Source organism: Azospirillum sp. ST 5-10 (assembly GCF_051225715.1).
GTDB lineage: Bacteria > Pseudomonadota > Alphaproteobacteria > Azospirillales > Azospirillaceae > Azospirillum.
The window spans coordinates 27,042-51,634 of sequence record NZ_JBPJSP010000019.1 but is presented as its reverse complement, the minus strand read 5'-3'; the positions used below and the strand labels follow the sequence as shown (position 1 = coordinate 51,634).

At 72.8% G+C, this 24,593-nt stretch carries 28 protein-coding genes and 1 pseudogene; 16 read left to right on the top strand and 13 right to left on the bottom strand.

The features are described from left to right. Positions 1-9: 9 nt before the first annotated feature. Genes ACSBPG_RS20045 through atpD form a run of 5 tightly spaced genes read right to left on the bottom strand, consistent with a single transcriptional unit; the run spans position 10 to position 3,125 of the window. Positions 10-681, bottom strand: a complete 672-nt coding sequence (locus tag ACSBPG_RS20045; RefSeq protein ID WP_435538976.1) for a F0F1 ATP synthase subunit A — start codon at positions 679-681, stop codon at positions 10-12. Then, positions 678-953 carry an N-ATPase subunit AtpR gene (locus ACSBPG_RS20040; RefSeq protein WP_435538975.1) on the bottom strand — a complete coding sequence of 92 codons (276 nt, stop codon included), beginning with the start codon at positions 951-953 and terminating at the stop codon, positions 678-680. Before ACSBPG_RS20040 ends, ACSBPG_RS20045 begins: the two co-directional genes overlap by 4 nt. Continuing rightward, positions 950-1,255, bottom strand: a complete 306-nt coding sequence (locus tag ACSBPG_RS20035) for an AtpZ/AtpI family protein (RefSeq protein ID WP_435538974.1) — start codon at positions 1,253-1,255, stop codon at positions 950-952. Before ACSBPG_RS20035 ends, ACSBPG_RS20040 begins: the two co-directional genes overlap by 4 nt. Further along, positions 1,252-1,698 (bottom strand): F0F1 ATP synthase subunit epsilon, encoded by a 447-nt coding sequence (locus ACSBPG_RS20030; protein WP_435538973.1) that lies wholly within the window; start codon positions 1,696-1,698, stop codon positions 1,252-1,254. The genes ACSBPG_RS20035 and ACSBPG_RS20030 overlap by 4 nt, the downstream gene beginning before the upstream one ends. Beyond that, positions 1,695-3,125, bottom strand: a complete 1,431-nt coding sequence (gene atpD / locus ACSBPG_RS20025) for a F0F1 ATP synthase subunit beta (protein ID WP_435538972.1) — start codon at positions 3,123-3,125, stop codon at positions 1,695-1,697. The genes ACSBPG_RS20030 and atpD overlap by 4 nt, the downstream gene beginning before the upstream one ends. A 123-nt stretch (positions 3,126-3,248) precedes the next feature. Between atpD and ACSBPG_RS20020 the strand changes: the two genes are divergently transcribed. The 3 genes from ACSBPG_RS20020 (at position 3,249) to ACSBPG_RS20010 (ending at position 5,428) form a co-directional block, all read left to right on the top strand. Next, positions 3,249-3,650 (top strand): hypothetical protein, encoded by a 402-nt coding sequence (locus tag ACSBPG_RS20020; RefSeq protein ID WP_435538971.1) that lies wholly within the window; start codon positions 3,249-3,251, stop codon positions 3,648-3,650. A gap of 11 nt (positions 3,651-3,661) precedes the next feature. Further along, positions 3,662-4,588 (top strand): L,D-transpeptidase family protein, encoded by a 927-nt coding sequence (locus tag ACSBPG_RS20015; RefSeq protein WP_435538970.1) that lies wholly within the window; start codon positions 3,662-3,664, stop codon positions 4,586-4,588. Positions 4,589-4,726: 138 nt separating this feature from the next. Beyond that, complete coding sequence (locus tag ACSBPG_RS20010; RefSeq protein WP_435538969.1) at positions 4,727-5,428, top strand: class I SAM-dependent methyltransferase; 702 nt, start codon at positions 4,727-4,729, stop codon at positions 5,426-5,428. A gap of 18 nt (positions 5,429-5,446) precedes the next feature. Here the strand turns inward: ACSBPG_RS20010 and ACSBPG_RS20005 are convergent, their stop codons facing one another. The 6 genes from ACSBPG_RS20005 to ACSBPG_RS19980 all read right to left on the bottom strand — a co-directional run bounded on the left by ACSBPG_RS20005 (position 5,447) and on the right by ACSBPG_RS19980 (position 10,754). After that, entirely contained in the window at positions 5,447-5,686 is a 240-nt protein-coding gene (locus ACSBPG_RS20005; protein WP_435538968.1) for an alanine-zipper protein, read from the bottom strand. Between the two features lie 218 nt (positions 5,687-5,904). Beyond that, positions 5,905-6,609, bottom strand: coding sequence for an SDR family oxidoreductase (locus tag ACSBPG_RS20000; RefSeq protein WP_435538967.1), 705 nt, complete (start codon positions 6,607-6,609; stop codon positions 5,905-5,907). A gap of 155 nt (positions 6,610-6,764) precedes the next feature. After that, positions 6,765-7,763 carry an MBL fold metallo-hydrolase gene (locus tag ACSBPG_RS19995; RefSeq protein WP_435538966.1) on the bottom strand — a complete coding sequence of 333 codons (999 nt, stop codon included), beginning with the start codon at positions 7,761-7,763 and terminating at the stop codon, positions 6,765-6,767. A 13-nt stretch (positions 7,764-7,776) separates the two neighbouring features. After that, entirely contained in the window at positions 7,777-9,087 is a 1,311-nt protein-coding gene (locus ACSBPG_RS19990) for a TRAP transporter large permease (RefSeq protein ID WP_435538965.1), read from the bottom strand. Next, the gene (locus tag ACSBPG_RS19985; RefSeq protein WP_435538964.1) at positions 9,084-9,629 is read right to left on the bottom strand and encodes a TRAP transporter small permease subunit; all 546 of its coding nucleotides are present in this window, start codon (positions 9,627-9,629) and stop codon (positions 9,084-9,086) included. The genes ACSBPG_RS19990 and ACSBPG_RS19985 overlap by 4 nt, the downstream gene beginning before the upstream one ends. Before the next feature lie 51 nt (positions 9,630-9,680). Further along, positions 9,681-10,754: a C4-dicarboxylate TRAP transporter substrate-binding protein gene (locus ACSBPG_RS19980; protein WP_435538963.1), complete on the bottom strand. Its 1,074-nt coding sequence runs from the start codon at positions 10,752-10,754 to the stop codon at positions 9,681-9,683. A gap of 109 nt (positions 10,755-10,863) precedes the next feature. Between ACSBPG_RS19980 and ACSBPG_RS19975 the strand changes: the two genes are divergently transcribed. The 13 genes and pseudogenes from ACSBPG_RS19975 to ACSBPG_RS19915 all read left to right on the top strand — a co-directional run. Next, a complete protein-coding gene (locus ACSBPG_RS19975; RefSeq protein ID WP_435538962.1) occupies positions 10,864-11,547 on the top strand; it encodes a TetR/AcrR family transcriptional regulator in 684 nt (227 codons plus the stop codon). Between the two features lie 20 nt (positions 11,548-11,567). Beyond that, on the top strand, positions 11,568-12,533 hold the full coding sequence (locus ACSBPG_RS19970) for a fumarylacetoacetate hydrolase family protein (protein WP_435538961.1): 966 nt from the start codon (positions 11,568-11,570) through the stop codon (positions 12,531-12,533). Between the two features lies 1 nt (position 12,534). Further along, complete coding sequence (locus ACSBPG_RS19965; protein WP_435538960.1) at positions 12,535-13,692, top strand: thiolase domain-containing protein; 1,158 nt, start codon at positions 12,535-12,537, stop codon at positions 13,690-13,692. Further along, positions 13,689-15,200 (top strand): class I adenylate-forming enzyme family protein, encoded by a 1,512-nt coding sequence (locus ACSBPG_RS19960; protein WP_435538959.1) that lies wholly within the window; start codon positions 13,689-13,691, stop codon positions 15,198-15,200. The genes ACSBPG_RS19965 and ACSBPG_RS19960 overlap by 4 nt, the downstream gene beginning before the upstream one ends. A gap of 87 nt (positions 15,201-15,287) precedes the next feature. Then, positions 15,288-16,364, top strand: a complete 1,077-nt coding sequence (locus ACSBPG_RS19955; protein ID WP_435538958.1) for a LacI family DNA-binding transcriptional regulator — start codon at positions 15,288-15,290, stop codon at positions 16,362-16,364. Positions 16,365-16,499: 135 nt separating this feature from the next. Then, positions 16,500-17,171 carry an amino acid ABC transporter permease gene (locus ACSBPG_RS19950; RefSeq protein ID WP_435538957.1) on the top strand — a complete coding sequence of 224 codons (672 nt, stop codon included), beginning with the start codon at positions 16,500-16,502 and terminating at the stop codon, positions 17,169-17,171. A gap of 16 nt (positions 17,172-17,187) precedes the next feature. Next, complete coding sequence (locus ACSBPG_RS19945; RefSeq protein ID WP_435538956.1) at positions 17,188-17,841, top strand: amino acid ABC transporter permease; 654 nt, start codon at positions 17,188-17,190, stop codon at positions 17,839-17,841. Positions 17,842-17,864: 23 nt separating this feature from the next. Beyond that, positions 17,865-18,671, top strand: a complete 807-nt coding sequence (locus tag ACSBPG_RS19940; protein ID WP_435538955.1) for a transporter substrate-binding domain-containing protein — start codon at positions 17,865-17,867, stop codon at positions 18,669-18,671. Positions 18,672-18,693: 22 nt separating this feature from the next. Further along, a complete protein-coding gene (locus ACSBPG_RS19935; protein WP_435538954.1) occupies positions 18,694-19,497 on the top strand; it encodes an amino acid ABC transporter ATP-binding protein in 804 nt (267 codons plus the stop codon). Positions 19,498-19,632: 135 nt separating this feature from the next. Then, positions 19,633-20,574, top strand: coding sequence for a 2-hydroxyacid dehydrogenase (locus ACSBPG_RS19930; RefSeq protein ID WP_435538953.1), 942 nt, complete (start codon positions 19,633-19,635; stop codon positions 20,572-20,574). Continuing rightward, on the top strand, positions 20,574-21,224 hold the full coding sequence (locus ACSBPG_RS19925; protein ID WP_435538952.1) for an HAD family hydrolase: 651 nt from the start codon (positions 20,574-20,576) through the stop codon (positions 21,222-21,224). The genes ACSBPG_RS19930 and ACSBPG_RS19925 overlap by 1 nt, the downstream gene beginning before the upstream one ends. Before the next feature lie 100 nt (positions 21,225-21,324). After that, a complete protein-coding gene (locus ACSBPG_RS19920) occupies positions 21,325-21,876 on the top strand; it encodes a cytochrome b (protein ID WP_435538951.1) in 552 nt (183 codons plus the stop codon). Then, positions 21,873-22,463 (top strand): annotated as a pseudogene (locus tag ACSBPG_RS19915) (MlaA family lipoprotein); the annotation flags it as partial. The gene ACSBPG_RS19920 and the pseudogene ACSBPG_RS19915, both read left to right, overlap by 4 nt. A 56-nt stretch (positions 22,464-22,519) precedes the next feature. Here ACSBPG_RS19915 and ACSBPG_RS19910 read toward each other — a convergent pair. Both ACSBPG_RS19910 and ACSBPG_RS19905 read right to left on the bottom strand, forming a co-directional pair. Next, on the bottom strand, positions 22,520-23,902 hold the full coding sequence (locus ACSBPG_RS19910) for a sensor histidine kinase (RefSeq protein ID WP_435538950.1): 1,383 nt from the start codon (positions 23,900-23,902) through the stop codon (positions 22,520-22,522). Continuing rightward, a complete protein-coding gene (locus tag ACSBPG_RS19905; protein ID WP_435538949.1) occupies positions 23,899-24,558 on the bottom strand; it encodes a response regulator transcription factor in 660 nt (219 codons plus the stop codon). The genes ACSBPG_RS19910 and ACSBPG_RS19905 overlap by 4 nt, the downstream gene beginning before the upstream one ends. Positions 24,559-24,593: the final 35 nt, after the last annotated feature.

Genomic DNA, 24,593 nt, shown 5'->3' with positions numbered 1-24,593 from the left:
GGGACTCCTTCAGCCCTTCTCGATGCTGCCGATGGCGCCGCCGATGAAGACGGCGGCGAGGATCGTGAAGATGTACGCCTGCACGAGGCCCGTCAGGACCTCCAGCGCCATCAGCGGGATGGGAACGAACAGCCCGGCCAGCGCCAGCACCAGGCCGATGACGAACTCGCCGCTCATGACGTTGCCGAACAGGCGCACCATCAAGGAGAAGGCGCGCGTCACCTCCGACAGCAGGTTGAGCGGCAGCATCAGCGGCGTCGGCCGGGCGAAGCCGGCGAGGTAGCCGCGCACCCCCAGCCGCCGCACCCCGGCGACGTGGACCGACAGGAACACCAGCAGGGCCAGCGCCGCTGCCGTCTCCAGATAGGCCGTCGGCGCCTTGAGGCCGGGCACCAGCCCGGTCAGGTTGGCCAGCGCCAGATAGAGGAACAGGGTGCCGAGCAGCGGCAGATAGGGGCGCGAGCGCGTCTGCATGGTCTCGTCGAGCTGGCGCTCGATCGTCTCCACCACCGTCTCGGCCAGCGCCTGGGCGGCCGACGGGCGGAGATTCAGCCGCCGGGTCAGCAGCGCCGCACCCAGGGTGGCCAGCGCCATCAGCCCCCAGGTGGTGACCACCGGCAGGGTGACCGGCACCGGGCCGAGGTGGAAGAGGACCGGCGTGAGCAGCGGCGATCCGGTCATGACGGTGCCTCCGGCCGCACCAGGACGGCGCGCGCCGCCAGGAAGCCGGCGAGCGCGCCGAACAGGGCGGGGGCGCCGGCCAGCGCCGCGCCGACGAACAGCGCCACCGCGGCGGCGAGGCGGGCGAGGTGCAGGACGAGCGGCAGCGCCAGCCCGCGCCCGGCCAGCCACAGCCGGGCGTTGAGGCGCAGGCCGCGGAAGTAGAGCAGGCCGAAGGCGGCGCCGGCGAGCGCCGCGAGCACCGCGGTCCCGAGGTCGGGCAGGGCGGTCATGTGTCCTCCTGACGGATGCGCAGCCACGCCATCCAGCAGCCCCAGGCCAGCCCCGCCACCAGCAGCGACAGGGTCCAGAAGATGCGGCCGGAGCCGCCGTCCAGCCAGCGGCCGAGGAACAGGCCGGCCAGCGTCGGCACAACGATCAGCCAGCCGAGCGAGCCGATCAGCGCCAGGTTGCGGCCCATCGGGCGCTCGCCCTCGGCGCGCCAGCGGCGGCGGCGGTCGCACTGGCGGCGCACCGGGTCGGCGAGCCGGCCGCTGCCGTTACCGCTGCCGTGGTCGGGGCGGGGCGCCGTCACGGCTCGCCTCCCCGCGCCGGCGGCGGCGCCTTGGGGTGGCCGGCCGCGTCGGGGCGCAGATAGGCCAGCATGTGGCGCAGGGCCGAGACCTGCAGGCGCCGGGTGCCGCTGCGCGCCTCCTCCTCCTCGGCGCGGGTGCGGGCGAAGCGGGTGAGCACCTCGTGCTCCAGCACCTCCAGGTCGTCGCCGGGCACCGCCTCGCGGGTCGCCACGGTGACGGTGGTGCCGCCGGACACGGTCAGCAGGCCGCCGCGCACGGCGCAGAACCCCTCGCGCCCGTCGGCGAAGCGCCACATCAGCACCGTCGGCACCAGGGCGGTGAGGAAGTCGGCGTGGCCGGGACGGATGCCGAAGCCGCCCGCGGGATCCTCGGCGCGCACCTGCGCCACGCCGGCGACGGCGACGGCGACCGCCTCCGGGGTGGTGACGGTGAGCGCGATCATGGCGCCGTCTCCTTGGCGCGGGCGTCGGCCAGGGTGCCGACCATGTAGAGCGAGGATTCCGCCCAGTCGTCGGTCTCCCCGTCGAGGATCGCCCGGCAGCCGGCCAGGGTGTCGGCGACCGGCACGGAGGCGCCGCGGTGGCCGGTGAAGGCCTCGGTCACCGCGAAGGGCTGGGTGAGGAAGCGCTGCAGGCGCCGCGCCCGGCGCACCGCCTGGCGGTCGGCGGCGCTCAGCTCCTCGATCCCGAGCAGGGCGATGATGTCCTGCAGTTCGCGGTAATGGGCGATCAGGCCGCGCACGGCCTCGGCGGTGCGGTAGTGCTCCTCGCCCACCACCAGCGGATCGAGCAGGGTCGAGTTGGAGGCCAGCGGGTCGATCGCGGGGTAGAGCCCCTCGGCCGCCATGGCGCGCGACAGCACGATGGCGCTGTCGAGATGGCCGAACAGCTCGGCCACCGCGGGGTCGGTGAAGTCGTCGGCCGGCACGTAGACGGCCTGGATCGCCGTCACCGTGGCGCCGGGCACCGAGGCGATGCGCTCCTCCAGCTCGGCGATCTCGGTGATCAGGGTGGGCTGGTAGCCGACCCGCGACGGCAGGCGGCCGAGCAGCCCCGACACCTCCGCCCCGGCCTGGACGAAGCGGAAGACGTTGTCCATCAGCAGCAGCACGTCGCGGCGGTCGGCGTCGCGGAAGCGCTCGGCCATGGTCAGCGCCGTCAGCCCGACCCGCCAGCGCGCCCCCGGCGGCTCGTTCATCTGGCCGAACACCAGGGCGGTGCGCTCCAGCACGCCGGAGCGGCGCATCTCCTCGAACAGTTCCTGGCCCTCGCGGGAGCGTTCGCCGATGCCGGCGAACACGGAGATGCCGGTGTGGCGCGCCACCATGGTGTGGATCAGCTCGGTCACCAGCACCGTCTTGCCGACGCCGGCGCCGCCGAACATGCCGCCCTTGCCGCCCCGCGCCAGCGGCGCCAGCAGGTCGATCACCTTGATTCCCGTTTCGAAACGGTCGCGGTGGGGCGTCTGCTCCACCAGCTTCGGGGCGGCGCGGTGGATGGGCCAGCGCGGCGTGTCGGCGGGGAAGGGCGGGCCGCCGTCGCCGGGCCGCCCCAGGGTGTCGACCAGCCGCCCCAGCACGGCGTCGCCCACCGGCACGGCGATCGGCCCGCCGGTGGCGCGCGCCGGGGTGCCGCGGGCCAGCCCGGCGGTGGTGCCGAGGGCGATGGCGCGGACCGTCGCCGGGTCGAGGTGGGCCTGGACCTCGCAGATCAGCGGGGCGGGGGCGTCCCACAGGACCTCCAGCGCCTCCATGAGCGCGGGCAGGGCGTCCGGCGGAAAGGCCAGATCGACGACGGAGCCGCGCACCGCGACCACGCGGCCGGCCCCGTCCCCGGCGGGAGACGCATCCGTGCTGTCCGTTCCGGGCATGAACGGATCCGTTTCTGGTTCACAGATCGGAAAAGCTTGGCATCTCGGGACCGCGATGTCTTGATCGGGATTGGCATGGGGGAACTGTGGAATGGGCATGCGACGGCGGGGAGGGAGGCGGCGATGGGCACGGACCGCGGGCGGACCGCACTGACGATGCGCATCCTCGGCGTGGCGGCCATCCTGTTCGGCGTCGCGACGCTGCGCGCCGGGGTGCCGCGGCTGGCCGGGGGCGACACCGCGTCGCTGCTGCCCTGGCTCGACGTGGCGGTCGGCCTCGCCTACGCTGGGACCGGGGTGGGGCTGCTGCTGGCCCGGTCCTGGGCAGCGCGGCTGGCCGTGCTGCTGGCCTTCCTCACCGCCGCGGTGTCGGCGGCGCTCGGCGCGCGGATGGCGCTGGCCGGCGGGTTCGAGGTGGCGGCGGTGGCGGCCCTGGTGCTGCGCGCCCTGTTCTGGGCGGTCGTCGGGCTGTTCGCCTGGCGCACGGCGGCGGCCGGGACGCGGGGCGACGCCGCCGACCTCTGAAGGGGCTGCGGATGCGCCGGCGGACGGCCTGGGCGACGCTGCTGCTGCTGCTGGTGCTGGTCGCGGCCGGCGCCCGTGCCGGCGACGACCTCGTCGGCACGCTGCCCTTCGGCGTCCACTTCGCCCGCTACGAGGACACGCTGCCCGACCTGGCCGTCGCCTACGGCGTCGGCTACACCGAGCTGGTGACCGCCAACCCCGCGGCCGACCCCTGGCTGCCCGGCCGCGGCACCCTGCTGCTGCTGCCGACCGCCCACATCCTGCCCGACGCCCCGCGCCGGGGCATCGTCATCAACCTGGCGGAGCAGCGCCTCTACGTCTTCCCCGCGCAGGGGCCGGTGCGCAGCTTCCCCATCGGCATCGGCACCGAGGCGGCGGGCGTGCGCACCGGCCAGACCCGTGTGCGCGCCAAGCGGATCGACCCCACCTGGGTGCCGACCGCGAGCGTGCGCCAGGAGATGCCGGAGCTGCCGGCCGCGGTGCCGCCGGGGCCGGACAACCCGCTGGGGCCCTTCGCCCTCGACCTGGAGTGGACGAGCATCGTCATCCACGGCACCAACCGGCCCTACGGCATCGGCCGGCGCGTCAGCCACGGCTGCTTCCGCCTCTACAACCCCGACATCGCCGCGCTGTTCGCCCTCGTCGCCGTCGGGACGCCGGTCAGCGTCGTCGACCAGCCGGCCAAGCTGGGCTGGCACGACGGCGACCTCTACCTGGAGGTCCATCCCACCGTCGCCCAGGCCGACGAGCTGGAAGCCGAGGGCCGCATCACCCCGGGACCGCTGCCCGGCCTGAACGAACTGCTGCTGCGGGTCGCCGGACCGCGCGCCGCCGATCTCGACTGGGGGCTGGTCCGCAAGGCCGAATGGGAACGCACCGGCCTGCCGGTCCGCATCCTGGTGGCGGAGCGTGCCGGACCGGCCGTGTCTACGGAGTGACGTTCGAGGCCGCCGTTGACGGCCGGACCATTACGTAATATTACAAGTTACATGATGCGGGATGAGCGGTCGTCGGGCACGTGCCACGCGCGGCGGCCCGAGGCGCCGTCCCGTGCCCTTCATCGATGGAGATCCCCGATGCCGGCCGATGCGGGCCCGAAGGACTTTCTCGACGCGTTCTCCAACCCGGAGGCCGTGGCGCGCTACGCCGACGGTGTCCGGCGCTTCGTGCCCGGGGTCGACGACCTCCACCGCATGGCGGGGGTGCTGCTGGCGGAGCGGGCGCCGCGCGACGCGCGGGTGCTCGTCCTCGGGGCGGGCGGCGGTCTCGAACTGCGGGCGCTGGCGGCGGCCCATCCCGATTGGACCTTCGTCGGCGTCGACCCCTCGGCGGCGATGCTGGGGCTGGCCGAGCGGACGCTCGGGCCGCTCGGCGCGCGCGTGCGGCTCGTCCAGGGGGTCATCGACGACGCGCCGGACGGGCCGTTCGACGCCGCGACCTGCCTGCTGACGCTCCACTTCTTCGATGCGGCGGAACGGCGGCGCACGGCGTCCGGAATCCGCCGGCGGCTGCGGGCCGGCGCGGCGTTCGTGGCCGCCCATGCCAGTTTCCCGCAGGACGCGGGCGAGCGGCGCCTGTGGCTGTCGCGCTACGCGGACTATGCCGTCGCGTCGGGCGCCGACCCGGAGCATGCGGAGCGGGCCCGCGCGGCGGTCGACGCCAGCCTGGATCTGCTCGCCCCGGACCAGGACGAGGCGGTGCTCCGCGACGCCGGATTCGCCGACGTCACCCCCTTCTTCGCCGCCTTCATCTGGCGCGGCTGGGTGGCCTACGCCTGAGCGGGCGGAGCCCCCGGCCTACTGCACCTTGCGCTGGCTGCGGGCGAACATCCGGTCGGCCCGCTCGCTGGCCGCGCGGGCCTCGGCGGCGGCGGCTTCGGCGGCGGCGGCGGCGCGGGCGGCTTCCAGCTTCGCTTCGCGGGCGTCGGTCTGGGCCTGCTGGATCATGGCGCGGTCCTGCTCCGACAGCTCGGTGGCGCATCCGGCCACGAGGAGCGGCACGGCGAGAGCCCCCAGGACGACGAACATGCGGCGCATGGCGACCTCCTCTGACGTGGACCGGCGGCATGCCACCCGCGGCGGCACGCCGGCGGCCGTTCGATCATACGGGTACCGCTCACATGCTGCGCCCGGAGGCGTGCCGGGGCAAGGGAGCGCGGCTGCGACCCGCTGTCCCACCGCGCGGCGCCCCGAATCGATCGCCTCCGGCGGCGTGGTCGCGATCCACCGGGAACAGAGGCGTCACACCGCCCGCGTCACACCGCCCGCATGAGGCCACCGTCGACGCGGATGTTCTGGCCGGTGATGTAGCCAGCCCCCTCCGAGGCGAGGAAGGCGATGGTCGCGGCTACCTCCTCGCTCGTGCCGTAGCGCTTCATCGGCACGCTGTCGCGCCGCTCCTCGGTGGCCGGCAGGCTGTCGATCCAGCCGGGCTGGACGTTGTTCATCCGGACGTTGTCGGCTGCGTATTGGTCGGCGAAGATCTTGGTGAAGGCGGCGAGCCCGGCCCGGGCGACGGCCGAGGTCGGGAACATGGCGCTCGGCTCGAAGGTCCAGGCCGTCGAGATGTTGATGATGGAGCCGGCCTTCTGCCGCACCATGATCGGAGCCACCAGCCGGGTCGCACGGACCACGTTCATGAAGTAGACGTCGAGGCCCTGATGCCATTGCTCGTCGGTGATCTCGAGAATGGGCGCGCGCGGGCCGTGGCCGGCGCTGTTGACCAGCACGTCGATCCGGCCCCACCGCTCCGTCGCCCCGTCGACGAGACGCTTCAGGTCCTCGTCCGACTGGTTCGATCCGGTCACGCCGATGCCGCCGAGCTCCTGCGCCAACGCCTCGCCCTTGCCCGAGGAGGAAAGGACCGCGACCTTGAATCCGTCGGCGGCCAGGCGGCGGGCGGCGGCGGCGCCCATGCCGCTGCCGCCCGCGGTGATGAGCGCCACTTTTTCCACGGGCATTCCTGTCTCCGTTTCTGCGGTGGGGCGCGGATCCGGCCATCGTCCCGCGGCCGTCCGACCGTGATATCAGGAATGGACCGGCCGCATGAACGGGTTTCGCTCTCCTTTGGCTCTCCTCATCCGGTCGCGGACCGGCCGCAGGGCGGCCGCCACGGTCAGTGGTCGTGGTCGCAGTAGCCGTGATGGACCGGCGGCTTGCCGAGCCAGCTCCGCATGTCCTTCATGAACTCGAAATAGGGGATCGGTGCGCGCACCGGCCGCTCCGGCGCGGCGGCGAAGTCGTCGTAGAGGGTCTGCAGGGTGACGACCACCCGCTCGGCGTCGGCCCAGTCGCGGTAGCCGCCGAGATCGATGCGGTAGGCGGCGTTGAGGAAGTCGACCCCCTGCTCGTAGAAGGGGCGGGCCTTCTCGGTGACGTCGAGCAGATAGTCGCGCATCCGCCGCACGTCCGCCTTGGTCGAGATCGGCCCGTGGCCGGCGACGACGGTCTCGACGTCCATCTCGAGGATGAGGTCGCAGACGCGGATCCAGCGGCTCACCGGCCCGTACCAGGCGATCGGCGTGCCCTCGGAGAAGAGGATGTCGCCGGTGTAGACGACCTTGTCCGCCGGCACGTGGATCAGCGCGTCGCCCAGCGAATGGGCCGGGCCGACCTCGATCAGCTCGACCCGCTTGTCGCCGACGCGCAGGCCCATGCACTCGCGGAAGGTCTCGGTCGGCGGGGTCAGCACGATGTCGGAGAAGTCGAAGGGACGAAAGCATTCGGCCATGAATTCGCCGGCGCGGCCGTACTTGGCGGGGTCCTTCATGATGGCGTCGAGCACCTTCGGGTCGAAGCGGGCGAAATCGGCCACCGTGCCCTCGGTGGCGATGATCCGGGCGCCCTCGACGAGCTGGTTGCCGAAGGTGTGGTCGCCGTCGGCGTGGGTGTTGACGAGGACGCCGATGCGCTCCGCCCCCGGGATCGAGGCGCGCATGGCGGCCAGCATCTCGCGGGTGCACTTGAGGTCGAACAGCGTGTCGACGAGCACGTTGGCCTCGCCGTCGGCGATCATCCCGGCGTTCGACCAGCCCCAGGAGCCGTCCGGCACCAGATAGGCCCAGCAGCCGTTGCCGAGGTCGTGCAAGCCCTTGCGGAACTGCCATTTGGTCACGGAAGTATCCTCCTCACAGCAGGAACGTCGCGAGCGACGGGAACAGGAAGACGAGGGCGAGGACGAGCAGCATCATCGCCGCGAAGGGGGCGGCACCGAGGAAGATCTGGCCCAGCGTGATGCCGCTGCCGGGCTCGAGCGTCGCCTTGATGACGTAGACGGCGATGCCGAAGGGCGGGGTCAGCAGGCCGATCTCCACCGCCAGCACCGCGACCACGCCGAGCCAGACGAGATCGACGCCGAACCCCTTGAGGATCGGCACGGCGATCGGCAGGACGAGGAGCATGATCGACGAGCTGTCGAGGATCGTGCCGAGCAGGATGACGACGGCGATCATGGCGAGCACCACGCCGTCGCCGGAGACGCCGGAGGCGAGGACGGTGCTGCCCAGCCACCCCGGCATGCCGGACAGCGCCAGCATCCGCGAATAGAGGCTGGCCCCCATGATGAGGAAGCAGATCGAGGCGGTGACGTGCCCGGTCTGCATCAGGACGCCGCGGAACTCCGACCAGCCGAGGCGGCGCTTGGCCACCGCGACGAGGAGCGCGCCGGCCGCCCCCGCCGCCCCGGCCTCGGTCGGCGTGAAGACGCCGCCGTAGAGGCCGCCCAGCACCAGCAGGATGAGCACGGCGATCGGCGCGATCTTGGCGGCGATCGCCCGGCCGGACAGGCGCGGGACGTCGTCCGCGGTCGCGGCGCCGCCGACGAAGCCCGGGGTCAGCCGGCCCATGACGACGATGCCGGCCGCGTAGGTCAGCGCCAGGAGGAGCCCCGGGACGATGCCGGCGAGGAAGAGCGAGCCCACCGACTCCTCGGTCAGGATGCCGTAGAGGATGAAGAGGAGCGAGGGCGGGATCAGCATCCCCAGCACCGAGGAGCCGGCGACCACGCCGACGGCGAAGTGCGGCGTGTGGCCGTGGCGCAGCATCTCCGGCACCGCCACCTTGGTGAACACCGCGGCCGAGGCGATGGAGATGCCGGTGATCGCGGCGAAGACGGCGTTGGCGGCGATGGTGGCGATGCCGAGCCCGCCGCGCACCCGCCGGAACGCCTGCTGGGCGACGTCGAAGGTGTCCCGGCCGATCCCGGAGACCGAGACGACGAGGCCCATCAGCACGAACAGCGGCACCACGCCGAACAGCTGGTCGGCGATGGAATCCTTGAAGGCGACGACGAGCATCTTGGCGGCCAGCGCGACGCTTCCCTTGAGGAGCCAGACCCCGGCGAAGCTGACGAGGATCAGGGCCACCGCCACGTGCAGGCCGCTCATGATCAGCAGGACCATGGCGACGACCGAGGCCAGCGCGATGCCGACGCCGGTCATGGCCGGTCCCCCGGTTCGACCCCGTGCAGGTCCGCCAGGGCGGAGGCGACGAACTGGGCGACGGTCGCCGCCATGCCGGTCGCCATCAGCAGGTAGAGGGGCCAGGTCGGGACGCGGAAGAAGCCGGGATTGCCCATGAAGTTGCGCTCCGGCCGGGCCCAGGCGTCGGCCAGCGAGGGCAGGAAGAACCACAGCGTGAGCCCGATCATGCCGGCCCCCGTCAGGTCGAAGAGGCACAGCAGGAGACGCCGCAGCCGCGGCGCCCGGCGCGCGAGAAGGTCGAGCACGAGATCCGAGCGGGTGAGCGCGCCGTTCCTCAGGGTGTGGGCGAGCTGGAGGAAGACGATGCCGACGATGGAGAAGGCCACCATCTCGGCGACGCCGGCGATCGGCGCCGCGGCGAGGGTGCGCAGGGCGATGTCGGCGCAGACGAGGAGCATGAGGGCGATGATCCAGACGGTGCCGAGCGCGTTGAGCGCGGCGACCAGCAGCGCCAGGGCACGGTGCCCCCGCGCCGCGGAACGGGAGTCGAGCAGCGGCATGTCACATTCCCGATGGGACGGCGGCGGCGCGCGCGGCGCCGCGGCGGCCGGTCAGTTGGCGAGGTAGTCGCGCGGGAACGCGAAGCCCGCCTTGGCGAGGGCGTCGCGATAGGCGGCGAGGAGCCGGTCGACCGGCTCGCCCCGCGCCGCCGCGGCGTCGCGCCAGGCGGTGACCGGGTTCGCCATCCCGGCGATCCAGGCGGCGCGCTCGGCCGGGTCCATGACGACCACCTGGCCGCCGTTCGCCTCCAGGGTCGCCCGGGCGGCCTCGTGGCGGGCGGCCTGCTCCTTGAAGAATCCCGCGGCATAGGCCCGGGCGCCGGCGCGGAAGGCCGCCTTCGTCGCCTCGGAGAAGCCGTCCCAGCGGTCCTTGGCGACGCCGATGCCGCCGATGTACATCGCCCCGAAGTCGACCCGGTTCCAGTAGGGTGCCACCTCGTGGAGCCGGGCCGGCACGTTCGCCGTCATCCAGCCGATGTTGCCGTCGTACACCCCGGTCTTGATGTCGTTGTAGAAGGTGACGTAGCTGCCCTGCACGCCGACGGCACCGGTGCCGTCGAGCCAGGCGAGGTTGGGGCCGGCGCCGCCGATCTTCAGGCCCTTCAGGTCGGCGCGGCCGTGGACCGGCCGGGTCGCCGCGATGTTGTAGCCGTCGATGACGACGCCGCCGCCGACGTAGACGACGCCGGTGGCGTCGGCGACCTGGTCGAGCAGCCCGTCGGTCGCGACCAGCGCGCCCTCCACCGCCGCCGCCACCAGCTCGGGGTCGGTCGGACCGAAGGGCATGGCGTAGGTGATGTTGAGGATGCCCAGCTCGGCCGGCGAGAAGACCCCTGACGCCATCGCCACGTCGACGATGCCGGAACGCATCGCCTCGGCCTCCGAACCCAGCTTCACGAGCGTTCCGCCATAGGCCTCGGTCCACTCGATCTCCACCTCGCCGGTCTTGGCCAGCTCGGCCTTCACCGTGGGGATGAAGCTCTCCTTCATGTGCTTGACCCAGAGGAAGACCTCCGGATGCCCGGAGGCGATGGTCAGCCGCAGCGTCTCCTTGGCCGGTGCCGTGGCGGCCGAAGCCAGCACGAGCCCGCCGGCGAGCGCCAGGCACGAGACGATCCTGTTCATTCGTTCCTCCCTCGTTCGGCACCGCTTAGGGTGCCTTGGCACAGACACTAAATGCGCTTGAACAAGCGTTCAAGATTTTTTATGGTTTGTTCAACAGAGGAAGGCACCCGTGCGGAAAGACATCCCGGCCGCCACCGGCAAGGCTTTGAAACAGAACGATTCAGCGAAGGAGCGCATCCTCGACGCGGCGGAGACGCTGTTCGGCGAGCTCGGCTACGGCGGCGCCACGGCGCGCCGCATCGCCGACGAGGCCGGCGTGCCGGTGGCGCTCATCAACTACCACTTCGGCTCCAAGGAAGGGCTCTACCGGGCGATCTTCGAGAAGCGCACGCCGGCGATCTACGACCAGCGCGTCGTCGGCCTGCAGCTCGCCCGCAGCGAGCCGAACCGCGACCGGCGGATCGAGCTGGTGATCAAGGCGCTGATCGTGCCGATGCTGGGCCTGCGCGGCGGCGGCAAGGCCTCGGCCTTCGGCCGCATCCTGGCGCGCGAGCTGTCCGACCCGGCCGCCGAGAGCCGCGGCATCTTCCGCGAGATGTTCGATCCCGTCGCCCAGATGATGATCGACGCCATCGCCGAGTGCTTTCCAGAGTGGACCGCCGCCGAGGTCCACTGGGCCTACCACACCATGCTCGGCGCCATGATGATCGTGATGATGGACAACGGGCGCATCGCCCGCCTCTCCGGCGGCGCCGCCTCGGCGGAGAACCACGAGGAGGCCGCCCGCCACATCGTCGCGATCCTCACCGCCGGGCTCAAACACCGCGACCGGTCGCAGACCGCCGCGGACTGACGCCGCAAAGGGAGGAACGCATGAAACTGGTCACCTACGACATCGGCGACGGGATCGCCCGCCCCGGTGCGCTCGTCGCCGACGGCCACCGCATCGTCGACCTGGCGCGCGCCACCGACGGGGCGGTGGGCTCGATCCAGGGTCTCATCGAAGCGGGCGAGGCGGGGCTGGAGCGCGCGCGCCGGGCCGAGGCCGCGGCCGCGCACACCGTGGCCCGCGACGCCGTGCGGCTGCGCGCGCCGATCCAGCCGCCGATCCAGATGCGCGACTGCCTGTGCTTCGAGACCCATCTCCGGCAGGCCTTCCGCAACGCCCGCACCCTGCGTGCCCGGCAGTTCGCCGACCCCGAGGCGGCGGAGCGCGACATGGAGGCCAAGGGCATCCTCGCCGTGCCGCAGACCTTCTACGAGCAGCCGATCTACTACAAGGCGAACCGCTTCGCGGTGATCGGCCACGACGAGGACGTGATCTGGCCCGCCTATTCCCGCTTCCTCGATTTCGAGCTGGAGTTCGGCGTCTATCTCGGCCGCACCGCCAAGGACGTGCGCAAGGAGGAGGCGCGGCCCTACATCTTCGGCTACACCATCTTCAACGACATCACCGCGCGCGACGCCCAGGCGGCGGAGATGGGCGGCCAGCTCGGCCCGGCCAAGGGCAAGGACTTCGACACCGCCAACCCGATGGGCCCCTGCCTCGTCACCGCCGACGAGATTCCCGACCCCTACGCCCTCACCATGATCTGCCGGGTGAACGGCGAGGAATGGGGGCGCGGCTCGACCTCGACCATGCACTGGTCCTTCGAGGACCTGATCCAGCACATCTCCGCCTCGGAGACGCTGCATCCCGGCGAGTTCCTCGGCTCCGGCACGGTCGGCAACGGCTGCGGGCTGGAGCAGATGCGCTTCCTCGAGCCGGGCGACGTCGTGGAGCTGGAGGTCGAGCGCATCGGCGTGCTGCGCAACCGCATCGTGAAGCCGGGGGCCTGAGATGGCGGCGATCATCGGTTGGGGCCACACGCCCTTCGGCCGCCGCCCGGAGACGCTGGAGGAGCTGATCGCCGCCGCCGGGCGCGAGGCGCTCGACCACGCGGGGATCGGCGGGGCCGACGTCGACGGCGTGTGGCTGGGCCACTTCAACGCCGGGATGGTGCCCGACGCCTTCGCCTCCTCGATGGCGCTCGGCATCGACCCGGGGCTGCGCTACACGCCGGCGGTGCGGCTGGAGAACGCCTGCGCCTCCGGCTCGGCGGCGCTCTACGCCGCCCTCGACGCGGTGGAGGCGGGGCGGGTGCGCATCGCCCTGGTGGTGGGGGTGGAGAAGATGACCCACCTGCCGCGCGAGGCGGTGACCGCCGGCCTCGCCGGCGCGTCCTACCAGCGCGAGGAGGCGGGGCTCTCCTTCCCCGAGATCTTCGCCCGCTTCGCCCGCGCCCACCGCGACGCCTTCGGCGACAGCGGCGAGGCGCTGGCGCGGATCGCCGTGAAGAACCACGCCAACGCGCTGAACAACCCGCTCGCCCAGATGCACAAGCCCCTCGACCTGGCGTTCTGCGCCGCCGTGTCGGAGCGCAACCCGATGGTGGCCGAGCCGCTCAAGGTCTCGGACTGCTCGCTGGTCTCCGACGGCGCGGCGGCGCTGGTGGTCGCCGCGGACGAGGTGGCGCGGGGCGCCCCCCGGGCGGCGCGCATCCGCGCCCGCGCCCAGGTCAACGATCTTCTGCCCATGGCGGGGCGCGACCTGACCGAGCTCACCGGCGCGCGCATCGCCATCGCGCGGGCGCTGGAGCGCGCCGGGCTCGGCCTGGACGACGTCGACATCGCCGAGGTGCACGACTGCTTCACCATCGCCGAGCTGATGCTCTACGAGGCGATGGGCCTGGCCGCCAAGGGCCGCGGGCGCGAGGCGATTGCGGAGGGGACGGTGCTGCCGGACGGTCGGCTGCCGGTGAACCTGTCCGGCGGGCTCAAGGCCAAGGGTCATCCGGTGGGCGCCACCGGCGTGTCGATGCACGTCCTGGTCGCCCGGCAGGTGCTGGGCGCCGCCGGGGCCATGCAGCGCCGCGGCGCCACGCGCGGCCTGGTCGTCAACATGGGCGGGTCGGGCGTCGCGACCTACGCGACCGTGCTGGAGGCGATGGCGGCATGAACATCGCGCTTTGGCTGGAACGGGCGGCCGCCGACCGGCCGGCGGCGCCGGCCCTGCTGCACGGAACGGCGACCGTCGCCGACTACACCGCCTTCCGGCGGCGGGCGGCGGGCTTCGCGTCGTGGCTCGGCGAACGGGGGATCGGACCGGGCGAGCGGGTGGCGCTGTTCCTGAAGAACCGTCCGGACTACCTCGTCGCCCTCTACGGGTGCTGGATCGCCGGCGTCGCGGCGGTGCCCGTCAACGCCAAGCTCCACCCGCGCGAGGTCGACGGCATCCTCGACGATGCCGGGGCGCGGCTGGTGGTCGTCGACGACGGGGCGGGGCGGGAGGTCACCGGCGCTCCCCGGCTCGACGTGACCGGGCCGGACTTCGCCGCCGCCTGCGCCCGGCCCGACCGCCGCGCCGAGAGCCTCGGGCCGGAGGCCCTGGCCTGGCTCTTCTACACCTCGGGGACGACGGGGCGGCCGAAGGGGGTGATCATCACCCACGGCATGCTCGCCGCCATGTCGCTCGCCTACCTGCGCGACGTCGACGCGGTGCGGCCGGAGGACGCCGCCTACTACGGCGCGCCGATGAGCCACGGCGCCGGGCTCTACAGCCCCGTCCACACGCTCGCCGGCGCGGCGCACCTCAGCCCGCCCTCGGGCGGATTCGACGCCGACGAGATGCTGGGGATCGCCCGCGCCCACGGCTCCCTCAGCGCCTTCATGGCGCCGACCATGGTGCAGCGCCTCACCGCCGCGGCGCGGGCGGCGGGCGCCGACGGCGCCGGCATCCGCACCATCGTCTACGGCGGCGGGCCGATGTACCGGGCCGACATCGAGGAGGCGCTGGCGGTCCTCGGCCCCCGCTTCGTGCAGATCTACGGCCAGGGCGAGTGCCCGATGGCGATCACCGCCCTGCCGCGCGCCGCCATCGCCGACCGCCACGACCCGCGCTGGGCGGACCGCGTCGCCTCCGTCGGGCGGGCGCAGTCGGCGGTGGAGGTGCGGGTGGTGGACGAGGCCGGGCGGCCGGTGCCGCCCGGCGAGACCGGCGAGATCGTGGTGCGCGGCCTGCCGGTCATGCCCGGCTACTGGCGGGCGCCCGAGGCGTCCGCCGCGGCGCTGCGCGACGGCTGGCTGTGGACGGGCGACCGCGGGACGCTCGACGCCGACGGCCACGTGACCCTGAAGGACCGCTCGAAGGACGTCATCATCTCCGGCGGCACCAACATCTACCCGCGCGAGGTGGAGGAGGTGCTGCTCACCCACCCCGGCGTCGTCGAGGTCTCCGTGATCGGCCGGCCCTCGCCGGAATGGGGCGAGGACGTCGTCGCCTACGTCGTCCGCCGGGATGCCGGTGCTGCCGACGCACCGGCGCTCGACGCCCACTGCCTGTCCGCCATGGCGCGCTTCAAGCGGCCCAAGGCGTACCGGTTCGTCGACGCCCTGCCGAAGAACGCCTACGGCAAGGTCCTGAAGACCGCGTTGCGAACGCTCGAGGCCGCGACCGAAACCGGCTGAGGCCCGGCGGCGGAAACGCCCCCGCCCTTGACAGGGGCGGGGGCGCGGCGCAGACTTTGGATCGATCCAACAATCGGTCCATGCAGCATGGCGGGTGGGGTGGACACGGGCGCGCGCGGGCGGGTGACGTTGCAGGACGTCGCCGCGGACGCGGGGGTGTCGCGGTCGACGGTGTCGCTGGTCCTGCGCGAGAGCCCGCTGGTGGCCGAGGAGACGCGCCGGCGGGTGCTGGCGTCCATGGAGGCGCTGGGCTATGTCTACAACCGCGGCGCCGCCAACCTGCGGGCCAGCGGCAGCAAGACCGTCGGCCTGCTGGTCACCAACATCGCCAACCCGTTCTTCGCCGAACTGACGGCCGGCGTCGACCACGTCATGGACGCGGCCGGCGTGGCGGTGTTCCTCGCCAACACCACCGAGGCGCTGGACAAGCAGGAGCGCTTCTTGCGGCGCATGCGCGAGCAGAACGTCGACGGGGTGATCCTCTGCCCCGCCGCCGGCAGCGACAAGGACCTGGTCGCGCGCATGCGCCAGTGGCGCATGCCGTGCATCCAGACGCTGCGCTACCTCGAGGCGCGCGACGGCGACTACGCCGGCTGCGACTACCGCCTCGGCATGGTGATGGCGGCCGAGCACCTGATCCGCCTCGGCCACCGCCGCATCGCGCTGGTCGGCGGCGAGCTCGTCCATTCCGCGCTGACCGACCGCCGCGCCGGCTTCGCCGACGCGCTGCGCCGCCACGGGCTGCCGGCCGACCTCGTCCTCAGGACGCCGCTGACCCGGCGGGCCGGGGCCGAGGCGGTGACCGCGCTGCTCGACCGGCCGGATCCGCCGAGTGCCGCCATCGCCTTCAACGACGTCGTCGCCTTCGGCATGCTGGGCGGCCTCGCCGACCGCGGGCTGGAGGTGGGCCGCGACTTCGCCGTGTGCGGCTTCGACGACGTGCCCGACGCGGCGTTGTCGCGCCCCGCGCTCACCACCGTGTCGACCCAGCCCTTCCAGATCGGCAAGGAGGCGGCCAAGCTGCTGCTGCGCCGCATCGCCGACCCCGACGGGGCGCCGGAGCGGGTGATCCTGCCGACCCGACTGATCGTGCGCGAATCCTGCGGCGGCGGCGGCCGGCGGACGCCGGCGCGGCGGCCGGCCCCGGCGGCCGGGGGGGTGTGACGATTTTCGGGGTTGCGTGATTGGATCGATCCAATTACCGTTGGCTCATTCAGAGCCACGGACAATCCGGAACGAAACGTCTGCAAGCGACGTTCGCCCGCCCGGTCGCCAGGCGGGGACCGGGGGAGGGGCGAGGTGGACTACACGTTCCGGTTCGGCGAGCTGCTCGCCTACACCGACGTCCTGCTGGCCGGCGCTTGGCTGACGGTGCGGCTGTCGGCGGCCGCCATGGTGCTCGGGCTGCTGGTGGCCGTCGTCTGCGCGCTGGGCAAGACCTGGGGGCCGCGGCCGGTGCGCTGGCTGGTCCAGGCCTACATCGAGGTCATCCGCAACACGCCGTTCCTGGTGCAGATCTTCCTCGTCTTCTTCGGCCTGCCGTCGCTCGGGCTGCGGCTGTCGCCCGACACGGCGGCGCTCCTGGCGATGGTGGTCAACGTCGGCGCCTACGCCACCGAGATCCTGCGCGCCGGCATCGAGTCCATCCACAAGGGGCAGATCGAGGCGGGGCTGGCGCTCGGGCTGAAGCCGCTCCAGGTGTTCCGCTACGTCGTGCTGAAGCCGGCCCTGCGCACCGTCTACCCCGCGCTGACCAGCCAGTTCATCCTGCTGATGCTGGGCTCCAGCGTCGTCTCGGCGATCTCGGCGGAGGAGCTGACCTCGGTCGCCAACAACATCCAGTCGCAGACCTTCCGCGCCTTCGAGGTCTACATCGTCGTCACCGTGATGTACCTCGGGCTGGCGCTCGCCTTCTCCGGCCTGTTCGCAGCGATCCGCCGCGCCGCGTTCGGCTACGCCGACCGCCGCTGACGGGGAGCCGCACGCCATGATCCGCCCCTTCACCATGAACGAGGTGTGGTTCCTGATCAGCGCCGTGCAGTGGACGCTGGCGCTGTCGGCCATCGCCTTCCTCGGCGGCGCCCTGGTCGGGCTGTTCGTGGCGCTGGCCCGCACCGCCGAGGTGCGGCCGCTGCGCCTTGCCGCCATCGGCTACATCCAGCTCTTCCAGGGCACGCCGCTGCTGATGCAGCTCTTCCTGGTGTTCTTCGGCGCCACCGTGCTGGGCTTCGACGTCAACCCGTGGGTCGCCGCCGCCCTCGGCCTCACGCTCAACGCCAGCGCCTTCCTCGGCGAGATCTGGCGCGGCTGCATCGAGGCGGTGCCCAAGGGGCAGTGGGAGGCGGCGCGCGCGCTCGGCATGGGCTACGTCACGCGGATGCGCTACGTGGTGCTGCCGCAGGCGGTCAAGGTGGCGGTCCCGCCCACCGTCGGCTTCTCGGTGCAGCTCATCAAGAGCACCTCGCTGGCCGCCATCATCGGCTTCACCGAGCTGACCCGGGCCGGGCAGCTCGTCAACAACGCCACTTTCAAGCCCTTCCTCGTCTTCAGCATCGTGGCGCTGCTCTACTTCGTCCTGTGCTGGCCGCTGTCGCTGCTCAGCAGCCACCTGGAGCGGCGGCTCGCCGCCCCCACCCGATAACAAAGCCTGGAGAGGACACGCTCATGAACGCCGCCTTCACCCGCCGCCTCGTCGTGGCGACCGGCCTGTTCGCCGCCGCCACGCTCGCCGCCGCCTCCTGGCCGGCCGCCGCCGACACGCCCCAGGAGATCAAGGAGCGCGGCAAGCTGGTGGTCGGCATGCTGGTCGACTTCCCGCCCTTCGGCATCACCGACATCCAGGGCAAGCCCGACGGCTACGACGCCGACGTCGCCAAGCTGATGGCCAAGGAGATGGGCGTGCCGGTGGAGATCGTGCCGGTCACCGGCCCCAACCGCATCCCCTACCTGCAGACCGACAAGGTGGACGTGCTGGTCGCCTCGCTGGGCATCACGCCGGAACGGGCCAAGCAGGTCGACTTCTCCGACCCCTACGCCGCCATCTCCATCGGCGTCCTGGCGCCGGGCAAGACGGCGATCTCGGGCCCCGACGATCTCAAGGGCAAGAGCGTCGGCGTGGTGCGCGCCAGCACCCAGGACACCGCCGTCACCCGCGCCGCCCCCGAGGGCGCCACCATCCGGCGCTTCGACGACGACGCCAGCGCCGTGCAGGCGCTGCTGTCCGGCCAGGTCGACGCCATCGGCGTCTCCAACGTCGTCGCTAGGGAGATCAAGAAGCTGGACAGCTCGGCCAACTACGAGATGAAGTTCGAGCTGAGCCGGCAGGTCCAGGGCATCGCGCTGCGCCAGGGCCAGCCCGAGCTGATGAAGTGGGTCAACGACTTCGTCGCCAAGATCAAGCAGAACGGGGAGCTCAACGCCGTCCACCGCAAGTGGCTGGACAGCGACCTGCCCGAGCTGAAGAAGTCCTGACGCCCACCCTCGCGAGGATGCCATGACGGCGATGCCCGCCCAGCCCACCGACCGCACCCCCGGACGCCGGCCCGACCGGCGGCTCGGCGACGAGCCGATCATCGTCATGGAGGGGGTGCAGAAGTGGTTCGATTCCTTCCAGGTGCTGAAGGACATCGACCTGACGGTGCGGCCGGGCGAACGCATCGTCGTCTGCGGCCCTTCGGGCTCCGGCAAGTCGACGCTGATCCGCTGCATCAACCAGCTCGAGCACCACCAGAAGGGGCGGATCGTCGTCGATGGCAAGGAGCTGGGGCAGGGCCTGCGCCACATCGACGCCGTGCGCCGCGAGGTCGGCATGGTGTTCCAGTCCTTCAACCTGTTCCCCCACCTGACGGTGCTGGAGAACTGCATGCTGGCGCCGCTCAAGGTGCGCGGCGTGCCCAAGGCGGAGGCGCGGGCCACCGCCATGCGCTACCTGGAGCGGGTGCGCATCCCCGAGCAGGCGGACAAGTACCCCGGCCAGCTCTCCGGCGGGCAGCAGCAGCGCGTCGCCATCGCCCGCGCGCTGTGCATGAACCCCAAGATCATGCTGTTCGACGAGCCGACCTCGGCCCTCGACCCGGAGATGGTCAAGGAGGTGCTGGACACCATGATCGCGCTGGCCGAGGACGGCATGACCATGCTGTGCGTGACCCACGAGATGGGGTTCGCCCGCTCGGTCGCCGACCGCGTCATCTTCATGGACCGCGGGGAGATCGTCGAGGTCGCCCCGCCCGAGGAGTTCTTCGCCAACCCGAGGTCGGAGCGCACCCGCACCTTCCTCGGCCAGATCCTGTCCCACTAGAGCAAGACCGCCTACGGCCGATCCGGCCGTAGGCGGTCTTGCTCTAAACATTTGAATTTGGAGCGGGATCACTCCAGGTGGTTCGACCTGGAGTGATCCCGCTCCAGTCCCGCCGCACCGAGGTCTGTCTTGCCTATGAAACCGGAAATCCTGCTGGTCGAACGGATGATGCCGTCGCTCGAGGCGGCGCTGGACCGTGCCTACACGGTGCACCGCCTGCCGCCGCCCGGGGAGGAGCGCGACCGGCTGCTGGCCGGGGTGGCGCCGCGGGTGCGCGCCGTGGTCACCGGCGGCTCCACCGGCGTGCGCAACGAGGTGGTGAATGCCCTGCCGGAGCTCGGCGCGATCACCGTCTTCGGCGTCGGCACCGACGCGGTCGACCTGGAGAACGCCCGGGCGCGCGGCGTGCGGGTGACCAACACGCCGGACGTGCTGACCGACGACGTGGCCGACATGGCGATCGGCCTGACCATCATGACCCTGCGCCGGCTGGCCCAGGGCGACCGCTTCGTGCGCGCCGGCCGCTGGCCGCACGAGCGCATGCCGCTGTCCCGCAAGGTGACCGGCAAGCGGATGGGCATCCTCGGCCTCGGCCGCATCGGCCGCGCCATCGCCGCGCGCGCCGAGGCCTTCGGCATGAGCATCGCCTACACCAACCGCAAGCCGGCCGATGGCGCGCCCTGGCCCTTCGTGGCCGACCCGGTGGAGCTGGCGCGCGGCTGCGACGTGCTGGTGGTGGCCGCCGCCGCCGGCCCGTCGACCCGGAACATCGTCGGCCGCGCCGTGCTCGACGCCCTGGGGCCCGACGGCGTCCTGGTCAACGTCGCCCGCGGCAGCGTGGTCGACGAGCCGGAGCTGGTGGCGGCCCTGCGGGAGGGGCGGCTGGGCGGCGCCGGCCTCGACGTCTTCGCCGACGAGCCGCACGTGCCCGAGGCGCTGTTCGCGCTCGACAGCGTGGTCCTGGCGCCGCACCAGGCGAGCGCCACCGTGGAGACGCGCACCGCCATGGGCGACCTGGTGCTCGCCAACCTGGAGGCGTTCTTCGCCGGCGCGCCGCTGCCCACCCCGGTGGTGTGATGGCGCGGCCCCGCTACGGCGCCGTCGTCTTCGACTTCGACGGGGTGATCGTCGATTCCACGCGCCTCAAGCTCGACGCCTTCGCCACCCTGTACCGGCCGCACGGCGCCGCGGTCGTCGCCGCGGTGACCGCCTACCAGCGCCATCACGGCGGCCTGTCGCGCTTCCTCAAGTTCAAGCACTTCGAGGAGGAGCTGCTCGGCCGGCCGCTGAGCGGCGAGCGTATGTCCGAGCTGTCGGCCCGCTACAACGCGCTGGTGGAGGACGCGGTGGGAGCGGCCCCCGCCGTGCCCGGCGCCGAGGAGGCGCTGCGCGCGCTGTCCGGCACGCTGCCCCTGTTCGTCGCCTCCGGCACGCCGGAGGAGGAGCTGCGGCGGATCGTCGAGCGGCGCGGGCTGGCGGGGTACTTCACGGACGTGCGCGGGGCGCCGCGGGTGAAGGAGGATCTGGTCGGCGACATCGTCGCCGGGCACGGGCTCGACGCCGCGCGCACCCTGATGGTCGGCGACGCCATCACCGACCATGACGCCGCGGCGGCGCACGGCCTGCCGTTCCTCGGCGTCGTGCCGGCGGGGGAGGAGGACCCGTTCCCGCCGGGCACGCCGACCGTCCCGGACCTGCACGGACTGGCCGAGCGGGTGCTCGGCTGAGCGCCGTGCCGGCGCCGGCGACAGCCCGCCGTTCATCCCCGGTTCAGCCGGCAGGGCGTAAGTGACCTCCTGAAACCGAACCCGCCGGGAGGCCCTGCCTGTGACCGAGAAGAACCGATACGACCTGGGTTTCCAGGCCCTGCACTGGGGGATGGCGCTGGTCATCCTCGCCGCCTGGCTGATCCCCTCCCTGGCGGAGGACCTGCCGCGCGGCCCGGAGCGGCTCGAACTGATGGCGCTGCACAAGTCGCTGGGCGTCACCCTGCTGGCGCTCCTGGTGCTGCGGGTCGTCTGGCGTGCCGTCAACCCGCCGCCTACCCCGTCCCCGCGCATCACCCCGTGGATGCACCGCGCCGCCCTCGTCGGACATCTCGCGCTCTACGCCGTGATGCTGGCGCTTCCCGTGGTCGGGGTGCTGATGAGCCAAGCCAAGGGGCAGCCGGTGTCCGCCTGGGGGCTAGTCACCCTGCCCACCCTGCTGGCGGAGGACCGCGACCTCGGCCACACGCTGGAGGAGGTGCACGAAGTGCTCGGCAATGCCATCCTGGTGCTGGCCGGCCTGCACGCCGCGGCCGCCCTCGTCCACCAGTACGTCCTCAAGGATGGCGTCCTGGCCCGTATGCTGCCCTGGGAGACGAAGCCGCAGGTATGACCGCCCCATCCGCCAAACGCACGCTGGCGCTCGCCGCCGCGCTGATCGTCGTCGGCGCGGCGGAGGCGCGCGCCGACGATCCGCTCGAGCCCTTCAACCGCGCCATGTTCGCCGTCAACCGGGCAGTCGTGCACCACGTCGTCGACCCGGCGGTGGCGGCCGTCGGCCCCTGGCTGCCGGGCCCGGTGGCGACGGGACTCGGCAACGCCTATTCCAACCTGACCGAGATCGAATTCGTCCTGAACAACGCGCTGGTGGGCGATCTGCCGGGGGTCGGCGTCTCGGTGGCCCGATTCGCGGTCAATTCCACGGTGGGCCTGGCCGGGCTGTTCGACGTCGCCGGCGCCGCCGGGCTCCGGCGCACCGAGCGCGACTTCGGCGAATCCCTCTGCCGCACCGGCCTGCCGCCCGGCCCCTACGTGGTGCTGCCCCTGGTCGGCTCCACCAGCGTGTTCAACGCCGCGGCGCTGGCCGGCGGCGTGGCGCTGGAGGTCTACGCGCTGAGCTTCATCTCGACCACGCTCGCCATGGCCGACTTCATCATCATCGACCTGGGCGGCTCGGCCTCGGCCCTGCGCTACTCCACCGACGTCACCGCCGACGCCGCCGACCCCTACGCCGCCAAGCGCGACGAGTATTTCGCCTACCTGGACGCCGCCTGCGGCCCCGGGGCGGAGGCTGTGCCGGAGACGGCCGCCGGCAACGTCAAGGTGGCCTTCAGCCCGCCCATCGGCGAGTCGCCGAGCGTCAGCGTGCCGCCGTAAAGCCCGGCGAGATCGCTCACCACCGCCAGTCCCAGCCCGGTCCCCGGCACCGCCTCGTCGAGGCGCACGCCGGGGCCCAGAACGTCGCGCCGGCGCTCCGGCGGCAGGCCGGGGCCGTCGTCCTCCACGGCGAGGACGATGTGCATGTCGTCGGCGGCGGCGCTCACCCGCACCCGGGCGCGGGCCCATTTGCAGGCGTTGTCCATCAGGTTGCCCAGCATCTCCTCGAGATCCTGGCGCTCTCCGGCGAACACCGAGCCGGGGTCGGCTGCGGTGGCGATCGCGAGGGAGCGTTCCGCGTACAGGCTTGAGAGCGTACGGGCGAGGCGGTCGACGGCGGGAGCGACATCGGTGCGTACGCCGGGCACGCCATGGGCGGCCGCCGCGCGGGCGCGCGCCATGTGGTGGTCGATGGCCCGGGTCATGCGCTCCACCTGGCGCAGGAGGCGCTCCGCCCCGGCGGGGGCGAGCTCGCGCGCGTCGTTGGCCAGCACGGCGAGGTCGGTCTTGAGCGCATGGGCCAGATTGCCGGCCTGGACGCGGGCGCGCGCCACCACCGTCTCGTCGTGGTCGAGGACGGCGTTGAGATCGGCGGCCAGCGGCCGCACCTCCGCCGGCACGTCGTCGGGCAGGCGCCGGCGGCGCCCGGCGCGGATGGCCGCCAGCTCGCGGCGCAGCCGGGCCAGCGGCCGCAGCCCCACCGTCACCTGGACCGTGGCCGCCGCGATCAGGGCCAGCCCCAGCACCGCCAGCGAGAGCGCCAGCGTGCGGTCGAACGCCGCTTCGGCGGCCGCCGTCTCGGCCTCGTCGCCGGCCACCACGAGGCGCACCGGGGCCGGGGCGTCGGGCAGCAGCACCGTGCGCTCCAGGGCCAGCAGGGTCTGGTCGCCGGGGCCGGCGACGGGGTGGCGGTGCAGCTCCCCGTCGGCCAGGGCGTCGGCGGGCAGCGCCAGGGTGGCGTCCCACAGGGAGCGGGAGCGCAGCACCGCCCCGCCACCCTCCACCTGCCAGTAGAGGCCGGACAGCGGGCGGCGGAAGCGCGGGTCGCTCAAAGGGCGGGGCAGGGTGGGGGCGCCGTCGCCGCCCGGCTCGATCCCGGCGGCGAGCTGGTCGAGGTGGGTGGCCAGCTCCGCCGCGAAGCGGGCCTGCACGTGCTTGTGGAACAGGTCGGAGAGCACGCCGCCGGCCAGGGTCAGGGCCAGCGTGATCCACACCGCCGCCCCGGCCAGCAGCCGGAAGCGCAGGGAGCCCGGCGCCCTCACGGCTCCTCGCAGCGATAGCCCTGGCCACGCACGGTGTGGATGACGGCGGCCCCGAGCTTGCGGCGCAGACGGCCGACGAAGACTTCGATGGTGTTGCTGTCGCGGTCGAAATCCTGAGCGTAGACGTGCTCGGTCAGCTCGCCGCGCGACACCACCTGCCCCTTGCGGTGCATGAGGTAGGACAGCACCCGGTACTCGTAGCCCGTCAGCTCCACCTCGCGGCCGTCCACGGTGACGCGGCCGGACCGGGTGTCCAGCAGCACCGGGCCGCAGGCGATCTCGGCCGAGGCGAAGCCCTTGGCGCGGCGGATGAGCGCGCGGATGCGGGCCAGCAGCTCCTCCGGGCTGAAGGGCTTGGCGAGGTAGTCGTCGGCCCCGGCGTCGATGCCCTCGACCTTGTCGTGCCAGTCGCCGCGGGCGGTGAGGATCAGCACCGGCACGGTGACGCCGTCGCGCCGCCAGGCGCGCAGCACCGTCAGCCCGTCCACCTTGGGCAGCCCGAGGTCGAGGACGATGGCATCGTAGGGCTCGGTGGCGCCGAGGAAGCCGCCCTCCTCGCCGTCACGGGCGAGGTCGACGGCGTGCCCCTCGCGCTCCAGCCGGCGGACGAGCTGCGCCCCCAGTTCCGGATCGTCCTCCACCACCAGCACGCGCATGGCTCACCTGCCGGTCCGGTGGGCGCCGCGGCCAC

Bases quoted from the DNA above. Each gene is read 5' to 3' on its own strand.
- ACSBPG_RS20045 (WP_435538976.1), bottom strand. From the start codon at position 681: ATGACCGGATCGCCGCTGCTCACGCCGGTCCTCTTCCACCTCGGCCCG.
- ACSBPG_RS20040 (WP_435538975.1), bottom strand. From the start codon at position 953: ATGACCGCCCTGCCCGACCTCGGGACCGCGGTGCTCGCGGCGCTCGCC.
- ACSBPG_RS20030 (WP_435538973.1), bottom strand. From the start codon at position 1,698: ATGATCGCGCTCACCGTCACCACCCCGGAGGCGGTCGCCGTCGCCGTC.
- atpD (WP_435538972.1), bottom strand. From the start codon at position 3,125: ATGCCCGGAACGGACAGCACGGATGCGTCTCCCGCCGGGGACGGGGCC.
- ACSBPG_RS20020 (WP_435538971.1), top strand. From the start codon at position 3,249: ATGGGCACGGACCGCGGGCGGACCGCACTGACGATGCGCATCCTCGGC.
- ACSBPG_RS20015 (WP_435538970.1), top strand. From the start codon at position 3,662: ATGCGCCGGCGGACGGCCTGGGCGACGCTGCTGCTGCTGCTGGTGCTG.
- ACSBPG_RS20010 (WP_435538969.1), top strand. From the start codon at position 4,727: ATGCCGGCCGATGCGGGCCCGAAGGACTTTCTCGACGCGTTCTCCAAC.
- ACSBPG_RS20005 (WP_435538968.1), bottom strand. From the start codon at position 5,686: ATGCGCCGCATGTTCGTCGTCCTGGGGGCTCTCGCCGTGCCGCTCCTC.
- ACSBPG_RS20000 (WP_435538967.1), bottom strand. From the start codon at position 6,609: ATGCCCGTGGAAAAAGTGGCGCTCATCACCGCGGGCGGCAGCGGCATG.
- ACSBPG_RS19990 (WP_435538965.1), bottom strand. From the start codon at position 9,087: ATGACCGGCGTCGGCATCGCGCTGGCCTCGGTCGTCGCCATGGTCCTG.
- ACSBPG_RS19985 (WP_435538964.1), bottom strand. From the start codon at position 9,629: ATGCCGCTGCTCGACTCCCGTTCCGCGGCGCGGGGGCACCGTGCCCTG.
- ACSBPG_RS19980 (WP_435538963.1), bottom strand. From the start codon at position 10,754: ATGAACAGGATCGTCTCGTGCCTGGCGCTCGCCGGCGGGCTCGTGCTG.
- ACSBPG_RS19970 (WP_435538961.1), top strand. From the start codon at position 11,568: ATGAAACTGGTCACCTACGACATCGGCGACGGGATCGCCCGCCCCGGT.
- ACSBPG_RS19965 (WP_435538960.1), top strand. From the start codon at position 12,535: ATGGCGGCGATCATCGGTTGGGGCCACACGCCCTTCGGCCGCCGCCCG.
- ACSBPG_RS19960 (WP_435538959.1), top strand. From the start codon at position 13,689: ATGAACATCGCGCTTTGGCTGGAACGGGCGGCCGCCGACCGGCCGGCG.
- ACSBPG_RS19955 (WP_435538958.1), top strand. From the start codon at position 15,288: ATGGCGGGTGGGGTGGACACGGGCGCGCGCGGGCGGGTGACGTTGCAG.
- ACSBPG_RS19945 (WP_435538956.1), top strand. From the start codon at position 17,188: ATGATCCGCCCCTTCACCATGAACGAGGTGTGGTTCCTGATCAGCGCC.
- ACSBPG_RS19940 (WP_435538955.1), top strand. From the start codon at position 17,865: ATGAACGCCGCCTTCACCCGCCGCCTCGTCGTGGCGACCGGCCTGTTC.
- ACSBPG_RS19935 (WP_435538954.1), top strand. From the start codon at position 18,694: ATGACGGCGATGCCCGCCCAGCCCACCGACCGCACCCCCGGACGCCGG.
- ACSBPG_RS19930 (WP_435538953.1), top strand. From the start codon at position 19,633: ATGAAACCGGAAATCCTGCTGGTCGAACGGATGATGCCGTCGCTCGAG.
- ACSBPG_RS19925 (WP_435538952.1), top strand. From the start codon at position 20,574: ATGGCGCGGCCCCGCTACGGCGCCGTCGTCTTCGACTTCGACGGGGTG.
- ACSBPG_RS19905 (WP_435538949.1), bottom strand. From the start codon at position 24,558: ATGCGCGTGCTGGTGGTGGAGGACGATCCGGAACTGGGGGCGCAGCTC.